Annotated in this window: 9 protein-coding genes and 1 tRNA gene; all 10 read left to right on the plus strand. The window is 55.2% G+C overall.

What is annotated here, in order from left to right; all coding sequences use genetic code 11:
- On the plus strand, nt 1-510 hold a 510-nt coding region (locus tag AB5Y92_RS10810; RefSeq protein WP_368226756.1), incomplete at its 5' end, for an EF-Tu/IF-2/RF-3 family GTPase.
- Between the two features lie 53 nt (nt 511-563).
- Nucleotides 564-640: transfer RNA gene (locus AB5Y92_RS10815), tRNA-Trp, on the plus strand.
- A gap of 60 nt (nt 641-700) precedes the next feature.
- Nucleotides 701-1,072, plus strand: a complete 372-nt coding sequence (secE, locus tag AB5Y92_RS10820) for a preprotein translocase subunit SecE (RefSeq protein WP_005306322.1) — start codon at nt 701-703, stop codon at nt 1,070-1,072.
- 9 nt (nt 1,073-1,081) lie between these two features.
- Entirely contained in the window at nt 1,082-1,633 is a 552-nt protein-coding gene (gene nusG, locus AB5Y92_RS10825) for a transcription termination/antitermination protein NusG (protein ID WP_005306318.1), read from the plus strand.
- Between the two features lie 134 nt (nt 1,634-1,767).
- Nucleotides 1,768-2,196 carry a 50S ribosomal protein L11 gene (gene rplK / locus AB5Y92_RS10830; RefSeq protein WP_005339887.1) on the plus strand — a complete coding sequence of 143 codons (429 nt, stop codon included), beginning with the start codon at nt 1,768-1,770 and terminating at the stop codon, nt 2,194-2,196.
- A gap of 4 nt (nt 2,197-2,200) precedes the next feature.
- On the plus strand, nt 2,201-2,902 hold the full coding sequence (rplA, locus tag AB5Y92_RS10835) for a 50S ribosomal protein L1 (protein ID WP_005339888.1): 702 nt from the start codon (nt 2,201-2,203) through the stop codon (nt 2,900-2,902).
- Between the two features lie 256 nt (nt 2,903-3,158).
- Nucleotides 3,159-3,659, plus strand: a complete 501-nt coding sequence (gene rplJ / locus AB5Y92_RS10840; RefSeq protein WP_005339895.1) for a 50S ribosomal protein L10 — start codon at nt 3,159-3,161, stop codon at nt 3,657-3,659.
- 51 nt (nt 3,660-3,710) lie between these two features.
- Nucleotides 3,711-4,076 (plus strand): 50S ribosomal protein L7/L12, encoded by a 366-nt coding sequence (gene rplL / locus AB5Y92_RS10845; protein ID WP_005306304.1) that lies wholly within the window; start codon nt 3,711-3,713, stop codon nt 4,074-4,076.
- A gap of 224 nt (nt 4,077-4,300) precedes the next feature.
- Nucleotides 4,301-8,329 carry a DNA-directed RNA polymerase subunit beta gene (rpoB, locus tag AB5Y92_RS10850; protein ID WP_005339897.1) on the plus strand — a complete coding sequence of 1,343 codons (4,029 nt, stop codon included), beginning with the start codon at nt 4,301-4,303 and terminating at the stop codon, nt 8,327-8,329.
- 91 nt (nt 8,330-8,420) lie between these two features.
- Nucleotides 8,421-12,725, plus strand: coding sequence for a DNA-directed RNA polymerase subunit beta' (gene rpoC / locus AB5Y92_RS10855; protein ID WP_164536393.1), 4,305 nt, complete (start codon nt 8,421-8,423; stop codon nt 12,723-12,725).
- The last annotated feature ends 147 nt before the right edge of the window (nt 12,726-12,872 follow it).

Raw genomic sequence — 12,872 nt, forward strand, 5'->3', positions numbered from 1 at the left:
ACTGTAGTTACCGGTCGTGTAGAGCGCGGTATCGTTAAAGTAGGTGAGACCGTAGAAATCGTTGGTATCAAAGATACCGTTTCTACCACCTGTACTGGTGTTGAAATGTTCCGCAAGCTGCTGGACGAAGGTCGTGCAGGCGAGAACATCGGCGCCCTGCTGCGTGGCGTGAAGCGTGAAGAAGTTGAGCGTGGTCAGGTACTGGCCAAGCCGGGCACCATCAAGCCGCACACCAAGTTTGAATCTGAAGTGTACGTGCTGTCCAAAGAAGAAGGTGGTCGTCATACCCCGTTCTTCAAAGGCTACCGTCCGCAGTTCTACTTCCGTACTACCGACGTGACCGGTACCATCGAACTGCCGGAAGGCGTAGAGATGGTAATGCCGGGCGACAACATCAAGATGGTTGTTACCCTGATTGCGCCGATCGCGATGGACGACGGCCTGCGTTTCGCTATCCGTGAAGGTGGCCGTACCGTAGGTGCTGGTGTTGTAGCTAAAGTTATCGCTTAATCTTTGGCTTACATAAATAAAGCAAAGCCCCTATAATAGGGGCTTTCTTGTGTAGGGGCGTAGTTCGAATTGGTAGAACAGCGGTCTCCAAAACCGATGGTTGCGGGTTCGAGTCCTGCCGCCCCTGCCATATACCTCGTCTCGTACGGGGCTTTTGTGTCTTTGGTTACGTCAGATACAGGTGGGTTGTATGAGTGTTAGTTCTGAGAGCCAGGGCGGAAGCAAGGATACCCTGCTTTGGGGCCTGGTTTTCATTATCCTGGCGGCCGCTGTAGTGGGTAATTACCTGCTCAACGATGTTGTCGCTGCCGTCCGCGCCTTGGGTGTGGTCGTTGTCATTGCTGCTGCTGGTGCAGTAGCCCTGCAAACCACCAAGGGAAAGGCAACACTGGCATTCGCCCGTGAGTCTCGCCTGGAAGTCCGCAAGGTCGTATGGCCGACCCGTCAGGAAGCCATTCAGACAACCCTGATTGTGCTGGCGGTGACCGCCGTGATGGGGCTGCTGCTGTTCGTTCTGGACGGTGCCTTGGTCTGGTTGGTCAACCTGATTACCGGTGTGTAAGGATAAGCCATGACTGAACAACGTGAACAACGTATGAGATGGTATGTCGTGCAGGCTTTTTCCGGCTATGAAGGCCGTGTAGCCAAGTCCCTGCGTGAACATATCAAGATGCATGGCATGGAAGACATGTTCGGTGAAGTACTGGTCCCGACCGAAGAAGTGGTCGAGATGCGTGCTGGCCAGAAGCGCAAGAGTGAGCGCAAGTTTTTCCCGGGTTATGTCCTGGTCCAGATGATCATGGATGAAACCACATGGCACCTGGTGCGTAACGTACCGCGTGTAATGGGCTTCATCGGCGGTACTTCCGACCGTCCGGCACCGATCTCCGACAAAGAGGCCGATGCCATCCTGAACCGTCTGCAGGATGCCCACGACAAGCCGCGTCCGAAAACCCTGTTTGAACCGGGTGAAATGGTGCGGGTTGCTGATGGTCCGTTTGCCGACTTCAACGGTACCGTTGAAGAGGTCGATTATGAGAAGAGCCGCGTGAAGGTCTCTGTACTGATCTTCGGTCGTTCTACTCCTGTTGAACTGGATTTTGGTCAGGTCGAAAAAGGCTGATTGAATTCTGTACGTTTAACGGTTGTCAGGGGCAGCGAATATCTCTATAATTCGCTGCCCCTTTATTAGTTGGGGAGCCGTTTGCAGGAGCAAGTCTCCGAGGCGCTAGAACCCATTTTTGAGGTATTTTCCTAATGGCTAAGAAAGTCACAGCTTATATCAAGCTGCAGGTTGCTGCTGGTGCAGCCAACCCGTCTCCTCCCGTTGGTCCTGCACTGGGTCAACACGGTGTTAACATCATGGAATTCTGTAAGGCGTTCAACGCTCGTACAGAGAAGCTGGAAAAAGGTTCACCGACTCCGGTCGTGATCACCGTTTACAGCGACCGTTCCTTCACCTTCGAAACCAAGACTCCGCCTGCTTCCTTCCTGCTGAAGAAAGCTGCTGGCATCAAGTCTGGTTCTTCCAAGCCGAACAAAGACAAGGTTGGTAAGGTGACCGTTGCCCAGCTGCAAGAAATCGCCAAGACCAAAGAGCCGGATATGACTGGTGCCGATCTGGATGCAAAAGTACGTTGCATCGCAGGCTCCGCTCGTTCCATGGGTCTGGTAGTGGAGGATTAAGACAATGGCTAAACTTTCCAAGCGTATGCGCGTTATTCGCGAAAAAGTTGACGGTACCAAAGAGTACTCCATCAACGAAGCCATTGCCCTGCTGAAAGAACTGGCTACCGCCAAGTTCGTTGAAAGCGTTGACGTTGCTGTCAACCTGGGTATCGACGCTCGTAAATCTGACCAGAACGTACGTGGTGCTACTGTACTGCCGCACGGTACCGGTCGTGATGTACGCGTTGCCGTATTTACCCAAGGTGCCAACGCCGAAGCAGCTAAAGCTGCCGGTGCTGACCTGGTAGGTATGGATGACCTGGCCGATCTGGTTAAGAAAGGCGAGATGAACTTCGACGTAGTTATCGCATCCCCGGATGCCATGCGCGTTGTTGGTCAACTGGGTCAAATCCTGGGCCCGCGCGGCCTGATGCCGAACCCGAAAGTTGGTACTGTAACTCCTAACGTTGCCGAAGCAGTCAAGAACGCCAAGGCTGGTCAGGTTCGTTACCGTAACGACAAGAATGGTATCATCCATACCACTCTGGGTAAGGTTTCTTTCAACGAAGTTCAGCTGAAAGAAAACTTGGAAGCTCTGCTGGTTGCCCTGAAAAAAGGCAAGCCCTCTTCCGCCAAAGGTCAATTCATCAAGAAAGTCAGCATCTCCACCACCATGGGTGCCGGTGTTGCCGTAGACCAAGCTTCTCTGGAAGCTCAGGCCTAATTGATGGGTTTTACAAGGCGCAAAATTTAATCTATAATTTTGCGCCTTGATTGGTTGGGGGTTTCGACCTCCGTCCAAGACCGCAGGAGGCTGCAAAGCCTTAATGTTTCCTGCGTAGACGGTGCCGGAAACCCAGCGAGAAAGATTCTTTCTCTTCTGGAATCCTGCTACCGCATCGTTCCCCTCTGTTGTAAAGGTAGGGGGGATGTGTCAGTACTGGGTCAATAGACCCGGATTCAATCCAGGAGTTAAGCCAATGGCATTGGGACTCGAAGACAAAAAGGCAATTGTTGCTGAAGTCAACGAAGCTGCCAAAGGCGCTCTTTCTGCAGTTGTTGCCGATTCTCGCGGTGTAACTGTAGACAAGATGACCGTCCTGCGTAAAACCGCTCGTGAAGCCGGTGTGTACATGCGCGTTGTGCGTAACACCCTGCTGCGTCGAGCGGTAGAAGGTACCGAATACGAGTGCCTGAACGACGCATTTACCGGTCCTACCTTGATTGCTTTCTCTAACGAACACCCGGGCGCTGCTGCTCGTCTGTTCAAAGAGTTTGCCAAAGCGAACCAAAAGTTCGAAATCAAGGCTGGCGCTTTTAACGGTGAGTTTATCGCCGCAGCACAAATTGATCGTCTGGCCACGCTGCCGACTTACGAAGAAGCAATTGCGAAGTTGATGGCGACTATGAAAGAAGCCTCTGCTGGCAAGCTGGTTCGTACTATCGCTGCTGTTCGCGACCAGAAACAAGCTGCTGCTTGATTCTCGCCTATTTAGGCTGTTTGAGTTTATTCAACATCAGGAATTTTTGTCATGTCTATCACTAAAGACCAAATCATCGAAGCCGTTGCTTCCATGTCCGTAATGGAAGTTGTTGAGCTGATCGAAGCTATGGAAGAGAAGTTCGGTGTTTCTGCCGCTGCTGCCGTAATGGCTGGCCCGGCTGCTGCTGAAGCAGTAGAAGAGAAGACCGAGTTCGACGTAGTTCTGACTGCTGCTGGCGCCAACAAAGTTGCCGTTATCAAAGCCGTTCGTGGCGCTACCGGTCTGGGCCTGAAAGAAGCCAAAGATCTGGTAGAAGCAGCTCCGGCTAACCTGAAGGAAGGCGTGTCCAAGGACGAAGCTGAAGCTCTGAAGAAAGAGCTGGAAGCTGCCGGTGCTTCTGTTGAGATCAAATAATCTGCATTTATGTAGATTAGCCTGATAAAACAGGCTAGGGCTGGTGAATTTTTGTTCACCAGCCTTTTTGCGCTGTAGACTGAGAGCATTTCACACCGTTTACGACTCTCGGTGCACCAGCAATCCGGACTGTCTTCTTTCGTCCGGGCCAACACAAAACGGTGTTGAGACAGAGCTGTCCCGCGGGACAGAGTGGGTCACTTATCAGCGAGCTGAGGAACCCTATGGTTTACTCTTATACCGAAAAAAAACGCATTCGTAAGGACTTCGGTAAGCGAGACCAGGTACTGGACACGCCTTATCTGTTGTCCATTCAGCTGGACTCCTTCAAGCAGTTCATCGAGGCTGACCCGGAAGGTGAATATGGCCTAGAGGCCGCTTTCCGTAGCGTTTTCCCGATCACCAGTTACTCCGGTAGTGCTGAGCTTCAGTATGTCAGCTATCGCCTGGGTGAGCCGGTATTTGACGTAAAAGAATGCCAGATCCGTGGAGTGACCTACTCCGCGCCGCTGCGTGTCAAGCTTCGTATGGTTCTGTACGACCGTGAAGCAGCTGCCGGCACCGTCAAAGACATCAAGGAACAAGAAGTATACATGGGCGAAATTCCGCTCATGACCGAGAACGGCACCTTTGTTATCAATGGTACCGAACGGGTTATCGTCTCCCAGCTGCACCGCAGCCCGGGCGTCTTCTTCGACCACGATAAAGGCAAAACTCATTCATCCGGTAAGGTACTGTATAACGCTCGCGTTATCCCCTACCGTGGCTCCTGGCTGGACTTCGAGTTCGATGCGAAAGACAACCTGTTTGTCCGTATCGACCGTCGTCGCAAACTGCCAGCATCCATTATTCTGCGCGCCCTGGACTTCACTTCCGAACAAATCCTGGCCACCTTCTTCGAGACCATCGGTTTTGAAGTAAAAGATGGCAAGTTGATGATGGATCTGGTGCCGGAGCGTCTGCGTGGTGAAACTGCGACCTTTGACATCGTGGCCAATGGCGCCGTGGTGGTTGAGACCGGTCGTCGTGTGACTGCGCGTCACATCCGTCAGTTGGAAAAAGACGCCGTTACCCAGATTGAGGTACCGGTTGAGTATGTTGTTGGCAAAGTTGCTGCCAAGGACTACGCACATCCGCAAACTGGCGAGATGGTCGTGACCGCCAACCAGGCGCTGAGCCTGGAAGCGATCGCCAACCTGTCCCAAGCCGGCTTCAAGCATTTCGAGGTTCTGTTCACCAACGAACTGGATCACGGTGCCTACATGTCCGAGACCCTGCGTGTCGACTCCAGCTCCAACCGTTTGGAAGCGCTGGTCGAGATCTATCGCATGATGCGTCCGGGCGAGCCGCCTACTCGCGAAGCTGCAGAACAGCTGTTCGAAAACCTGTTCTTCTCCGCCGAGCGTTACGACCTGTCTACCGTAGGTCGGATGAAGTTCAACCGCCGTCTGGGTCGTGAAGACGAGACTGGCGCAGGTGTACTGACCAAAGACGACATCGTCGATGTGATGAAGCGCCTGATCGACATCCGTAACGGTAACGACGAAGTGGATGATATCGACCACTTGGGTAACCGTCGTATTCGTTCTGTCGGTGAAATGGCTGAAAACCAGTTCCGCGTCGGTCTGGTGCGTGTCGAGCGTGCGGTCAAGGAGCGTCTCTCCCTGGGCGACCTGGACACCCTGATGCCGCAGGATCTGATCAACGCCAAGCCGATCTCCGCCGCAGTCAAAGAGTTCTTTGGTTCCAGCCAGCTGTCCCAGTTTATGGACCAGAACAACCCGCTCTCCGAAGTGACCCACAAGCGTCGTATTTCCGCGCTGGGCCCGGGCGGTTTGACTCGTGAGCGTGCCGGCTTTGAAGTCCGAGACGTACACCCGACTCACTACGGTCGTCTGTGCCCTATCGAGACTCCTGAAGGTCCGAACATCGGTCTGATCAACTCTCTGTCCGTGTACTCTCGTACCAACGAGTACGGTTTCCTCGAGACCCCGTACCGCAAGGTCATTGACGGTGTGATCACCGACGAAGTGGACTACCTGTCTGCTATTGAAGAAGGCAAGTACGTGATCGCACAGGCTAACGCCGCGACCACCGAAGATGGCCGTCTGAAAGATGAATTGATCCCGTGCCGTCACAAAGGTGAATCCACCTTTATGAACGCCGACCAGATCCAGTATATGGACGTGAGCCCGCAGCAGATCGTATCTGTAGCAGCGGCTCTGATCCCGTTCCTGGAACACGATGACGCGAACCGCGCATTGATGGGTTCAAACATGCAACGTCAGGCTGTACCGACTCTGCGTGCTGACAAGCCGCTGGTAGGTACCGGTATGGAACGCGCTGTGGCCGTTGACTCCGGTGTAACCGTAGTGGCCAAGCGTGGCGGCGTAATCGACTATGTCGATGCCTCCCGTATCGTCCTGAAGGTCAATGAAGATGAGCTGATGCCAGGCGAAGCCGGTATCGACATCTACAACCTGACCAAATACACCCGTTCCAACCAGAACACCTGTATCAACCAGCGTCCTTGCGTGATGTTGGGTGAGCCGGTGATGGCTGGCGACGTACTGGCTGATGGCCCGTCCACCGACCTGGGTGAACTGGCGCTGGGTCAGAACATGCGCGTCGCGTTCATGCCGTGGAACGGTTACAACTTCGAAGACTCGATCCTGGTGAACGAGCGTGTTGTTCAGGAAGATCGCCTGACCACCATCCATATCCAGGAACTGGCCTGTATCTCCCGTGACACCAAGCTGGGTCCGGAAGAGATCACTGCTGACATCCCGAACGTGGGTGAAGCCGCTCTGTCCAAGCTGGACGAGTCCGGTATCGTCTACGTGGGTGCCGAAGTGAAGGGCGGCGACATTCTGGTCGGTAAGGTAACCCCGAAAGGTGAAACCCAGCTGACGCCGGAAGAGAAGCTGCTGCGCGCCATCTTCGGTGAGAAGGCGTCCGATGTGAAGGACTCCTCCCTGCGTGTACCGAACGGTGTGTACGGTACCGTGGTTGACGTGCAAGTCTTTACCCGCGATGGCGTGGAAAAAGACAAGCGCGCCAAAGAAATCGAAGAGATGCAGCTGAAGGAAGCGAAGAAGGACTTGACCGAAGAGTTCAAGATCCTGGAAGACGGCATTTTCGGCCGCTCCCGCAACCTGCTGCTGGCCGCCGGTTACAGCGAAGATCGTCTGAACAAGCTCGATCGCTCCAAGTGGTTTGAACTGGCCATCGAAGACGAAGGCAAGCAGACCGAACTGGAACAGATCGCTGAACAGCACGTTGAGCTGAAAGCCGAGTTCGACAAGAAATTCGAGAACAAGCGTCGCAAGATTATCCAGGGTGATGATCTGGCGCCGGGCGTACTGAAAATCGTCAAGGTTTATCTGGCAGTCAAGCGTCGCATCCAGCCGGGTGACAAGATGGCGGGCCGTCACGGTAACAAGGGTGTTATCTCCAAGATCTGTCCGGTCGAGGATATGCCTCATGACGAGTTCGGCCGTCCGGTCGACATCGTACTGAACCCGCTGGGCGTACCATCCCGTATGAACATCGGTCAGATCCTCGAAGTGCACCTGGGCCTTGCGGCCAAGGGTATCGGCGAGAAGATCGATCGCATGGTCAAAGAGCAGCGCGAGCTGCACGAGATGCGCAACTTCCTGCAACAGGTCTATGACCTGGGCGAGAAGGACACCCAGCAAGTGAACATCGCCGAACTGTCTGACGACGACGTACGTACCTTGGTGGGTAACCTGCGTAAGGGTCTGCCGGTTGCTACTCCGGTCTTTGATGGTGCCAAAGAGCGCGAAATCAAAGCCCTGCTGAAGCTGGCCGATCTGCCGGAATCCGGTCAGATTGATCTGTTCGATGGCCGTACCGGTAACCGCTTCGAGCGTAAAGTAACCGTTGGTTACATGTACATGCTCAAGCTGAACCACTTGGTCGACGACAAGATGCACGCGCGTTCTACCGGTTCTTACAGCCTGGTTACCCAGCAGCCGCTGGGTGGTAAGGCTCAGTTCGGTGGTCAGCGTTTCGGTGAGATGGAAGTGTGGGCCCTGGAGGCTTACGGTGCGGCATATACCCTGCAGGAAATGCTGACCGTCAAGTCTGACGATGTGAATGGCCGTACCAAGATGTATAAGAACATCGTGGATGGCGACCACCGTATGGAGCCGGGCATGCCCGAATCCTTCAACGTATTGCTGAAGGAAATCCGCTCTCTGGGTATCAACATCGAGCTGGACGAAGAGTAAGAGCTCGCTCTTATTGTTCGAGAATTGACGTGGGCGCCCCGCTGTTTTGGCAGCCGGGGCGCCGAGGTTAGACTCCTGACAGGGGAAACACGTGAAAGACTTACTCAAGTTTTTGAAGGCTCAGACCAAGACCGAAGAGTTTGACAGTATCAAGATCGGTCTGGCCTCTCCTGACATGATCCGCTCCTGGTCATTCGGTGAGGTCAAAAAGCCTGAGACCATCAACTACCGGACTTTCAAGCCGGAGCGTGATGGTCTGTTCTGCGCCCGTATCTTCGGACCGGTGAAGGACTACGAGTGTCTGTGCGGCAAGTACAAGCGCCTGAAACACCGTGGTGTGATCTGTGAGAAGTGCGGCGTTGAAGTGACCCAGACCAAGGTCCGTCGTGAGCGTATGGGCCACATCGAGCTGGCCAGCCCGACTGCCCACATCTGGTTCCTGAAGTCCCTGCCGTCCCGTATCGGTCTGCTGCTGGACATGACTCTGCGCGACATCGAGCGCGTGCTCTACTTCGAATCTTTCGTCGTAATCGAGCCGGGCATGACCAACCTCGAACGCAGCCAGATGCTCTCTGAAGAGCAGTACCTGGATGCGCTGGAAGAGTGGGGTGACGAATTTGACGCCAAGATGGGCGCCGAAGCAATCCTGGCATTGCTGCGTGCTATCGATCTGGAAGGTGAAGTCAAAACCATGCGTGAGGAGCTGGATCAAACCAACTCCGAGACCAAGCGCAAGAAGACCACCAAGCGTCTGAAGCTGATGGAAGCTTTCCTGCAGTCCGGCAACAAGCCGGAGTGGATGATCATGACAGTGCTGCCTGTGCTGCCGCCGGACCTGCGTCCGCTGGTACCGCTGGACGGCGGCCGTTTCGCGACTTCCGATCTGAACGATCTGTACCGTCGCGTGATCAACCGTAACAACCGCTTGAAGCGTCTGCTGGATCTGGCTGCTCCCGACATCATCGTGCGCAACGAAAAGCGTATGCTGCAAGAGTCCGTCGATGCCCTGCTGGATAACGGCCGTCGTGGTCGTGCCATCACCGGTTCCAACAAGCGCCCGCTGAAATCCCTGGCCGACATGATCAAGGGTAAGCAGGGTCGTTTCCGTCAGAACCTGCTCGGTAAGCGTGTCGACTACTCCGGTCGTTCCGTTATCACCGTAGGCCCGACTCTGCGTCTGCATCAGTGCGGTCTGCCGAAGAAGATGGCTCTGGAACTGTTCAAGCCGTTCATCTATGGCAAGCTGGAAACCCGCGGTCTGGCGACCACTATCAAGGCCGCCAAGAAGATGGTGGAGCGCGAGGAAGCTGTCGTTTGGGATATCCTGGACGAAGTGATCCGCGAACACCCGGTTCTGCTGAACCGTGCACCGACTCTGCACCGTCTGGGTATCCAGGCATTCGAACCGACTCTGGTCGAAGGCAAGGCAATCCAGCTGCATCCGCTGGTTTGTGCTGCGTATAACGCGGACTTCGATGGTGACCAGATGGCGGTCCACGTACCGCTGACCCTGGAAGCCCAGCTGGAAGCGCGTGCGCTGATGATGTCTACCAACAACATCCTGTCGCCTGCCTCCGGTGAGCCGATCATCGTTCCTTCTCAGGACGTGGTCTTGGGTCTGTACTACATGACCCGTGCCCGTATCAACGCCAAAGGCGAAGGTATGGTGCTGGCCGGCCCGAAAGAAGCCGAGAAAGTATATCGCGCCGGTCTGGCCGATCTGCATGCTCGTGTGAAAGTACGCATTACCGAATACCTGCGTCAGGAAGACGGTTCTCTGCGTGAACACACCGAGATGAAGAACACCACCGTTGGTCGTGCGATCCTGAGCCTGATCCTGCCGAAAGGTATGGAATACGCCCTGATCGACGAGCCGAAGGTGCTGACTGCTGCAGAACAGGCTGATCTGGATGCCAATCCGCAGAACTGGATCAAGTGCGTATCCAACAAGGCGCTGGGCAAAAAGCTCATCTCCCGTCTGCTGAACACCTGCTATCGCAAGCAGGGCCTGAAGGACACCGTTATCTTCGCTGACCAGCTGATGTATACCGGTTTCCACTACGCGGCCCTGTCCGGTGCTTCCGTTGGTATCGATGACATGGTCATCCCGGATGCCAAGAAAGACATCATTGCAGCAGCCGAAGCCGAAGTTGCCGAGATCCAGGACCAGTTCCTGTCTGGTCTGGTAACTGCGGGCGAGCGTTACAACAAGGTTATCGATATCTGGGCCAGCGCCAACGAGCGCGTCTCCAAGGCCATGATGGAGAACTTGTCCAAAGAGCGTAACGTTAACTCGCTGGGTGAAGAAGAAGAGCAGGCCTCGTTCAACAGCATCTTTATGATGGCCGACTCTGGTGCGCGTGGTTCCGCCGCCCAGATCCGTCAGCTGGCCGGTATGCGTGGCCTGATGGCCAAGCCGGATGGCTCCATCATCGAGACCCCGATCATCGCGAACTTCCGCGAAGGTCTGAACGTACTGCAGTACTTTATCTCTACTCACGGTGCTCGTAAGGGTCTGGCGGATACCGCACTGAAGACTGCGAACTCCGGTTACCTGACTCGTCGTCTGGTAGACGTGGCGCAAGACATGGTGATCACCGAGGACGATTGCGGCACTACTGACGGTCTGTGGATGACTCCGCTGATCGAGGGTGGCGACGTGGTCGAGCCGCTGCGTGAGCGCGTGCTGGGTCGTGTGGTGGCAGAAGATGTCATCAAGCCGGGTACCGAGGACGAGCTCCTGGTTGCTCGCAACACCCTGCTCGACGAGCAGCTGTGTGACCTGCTGGAGCGTAACTCCGTTGACCGTGTGAAGGTACGTTCTGCCATCACCTGTGAAACCGACTTCGGTAACTGTGCTCACTGCTACGGCCGTGATCTGGCCCGTGGTCACCTGGTTAACAAGGGTGAGGCTGTCGGTGTTATCGCCGCCCAGTCCATCGGTGAACCGGGTACCCAGCTGACGATGCGTACTTTCCACATCGGTGGTGCTGCATCTCGTGCCGCTGCTGAAAGCAGCATCCAGGTCAAGAACACAGGTACCATCAAGCTGCAGAACGCCAAGTTCGTTCACAACAGCGATGACAAACTGGTTATCACCTCACGTTCTACCGAACTGACCATCATGGACGACATGGGCCGTACCAAGGAAAGCCACAAGCTGCCTTACGGTTCCGTGCTGGAAGTGAAGGACGGCCAGGCCGTGAGTGCTGGCGAGACCGTTGCCAACTGGGATCCGCACACCCACCCGATCATCACCGAAGTGGCAGGTCGCCTGCAGTTCGAACACATGATCGATGGCGTGACCATCACTCGTCAGACCGACGAGCTGACCGGTCTCTCTTCTATCGTTGTTCTGGACGTCAACGAGCGTCCGAGCGCCGGTAAAGAGATGCGTCCGACCGTTAAACTGGTCGACCTGAACGGCAAAGACGTGATGATCCCGGGTACCGATGTAGCCGCCCAGTACTTCCTGCCGGGCAAGGCGATCGTGAACCTGGAAGATGGTGCCAACGTGGGCGTGGGTGACGCGGTAGCGCGTATCCCGCAAGAGTCCGGCGGTACCAAGGACATCACCGGTGGTCTGCCGCGCGTTGCGGATCTGTTCGAAGCACGTCAACCGAAGGAACCGGCAATTCTGGCCGAGATCTCCGGTACCATCTCCTTCGGGAAAGAGACCAAGGGCAAACGCCGTCTGGTCATCACCCCGACCGATGGTGGCAACGTCTACGAAGAGATGATTCCGAAGTGGCGTAACCTGAACGTGTTCGAAGGTGAAAAAGTTGAGAAGGGTGAAGTGCTGGCGGACGGTCCTGAGTCTGCTCACGACATCCTGCGTCTGCGCGGTATCAGCCCGGTCGCCAACTACATCGCCAACGAAGTGCAGGACGTTTACCGTCTGCAAGGCGTTAAGATCAACGACAAGCACATCGAAGTCATCGTTCGTCAGATGCTGCGCAAGTGCGAGATCCTGAGCGCTGGCGATACCGATCTGATCGAAGGCGAACAGGTTGAAGTGGCTCGTGTGAAGATTGCCAACCGTAAGCTGGTTGCCGAGGGCAAGACCCCTGCGACCTACCGTCATGTACTGATGGGTATTACCAAGGCATCTCTGAGCACCGAGTCCTTCATCTCCGCGGCTTCCTTCCAGGAAACCACTCGCGTTCTGACCGAAGCCGCCGTAGGTGGCAAGCGTGATGAACTGCGTGGTCTGAAAGAGAACGTCATCGTGGGTCGTCTGATCCCGGCTGGTACCGGCTTTGCCTACCACCACAGCCGAATCAACCAGCGTGCTGCCGCAGCTCGTGCTGTTGGTACCCCGCAGGTGACCGCTGATGAAGCGGAGCAGAACCTGGCGGATCTGCTGAACGCAGCCGGTAGCTTCGACGAAGAGTAACTCGTCATCCGTGATTGAAAAGGGCTCCTTCAAGGAGCCCTTTTTGTTGGCCATGTCCCGTCCTGAATATGGTTTACACCTTTCCCCCTAATAAATGGAGAGCCCGATGGGACAAGGTGTGAAACGGACACAGCGCGATTACTCGCT

It is taken from the genome of Aeromonas sp. R1-1 (assembly GCF_040908495.1).
Lineage (GTDB): Bacteria > Pseudomonadota > Gammaproteobacteria > Enterobacterales > Aeromonadaceae > Aeromonas > Aeromonas veronii.

Bases quoted from the DNA above. Each gene is read 5' to 3' on its own strand.
- secE (WP_005306322.1), top strand. From the start codon at position 701: ATGAGTGTTAGTTCTGAGAGCCAGGGCGGAAGCAAGGATACCCTGCTT.
- nusG (WP_005306318.1), top strand. From the start codon at position 1,082: ATGACTGAACAACGTGAACAACGTATGAGATGGTATGTCGTGCAGGCT.
- rplK (WP_005339887.1), top strand. From the start codon at position 1,768: ATGGCTAAGAAAGTCACAGCTTATATCAAGCTGCAGGTTGCTGCTGGT.
- rplA (WP_005339888.1), top strand. From the start codon at position 2,201: ATGGCTAAACTTTCCAAGCGTATGCGCGTTATTCGCGAAAAAGTTGAC.
- rplJ (WP_005339895.1), top strand. From the start codon at position 3,159: ATGGCATTGGGACTCGAAGACAAAAAGGCAATTGTTGCTGAAGTCAAC.
- rplL (WP_005306304.1), top strand. From the start codon at position 3,711: ATGTCTATCACTAAAGACCAAATCATCGAAGCCGTTGCTTCCATGTCC.
- rpoB (WP_005339897.1), top strand. From the start codon at position 4,301: ATGGTTTACTCTTATACCGAAAAAAAACGCATTCGTAAGGACTTCGGT.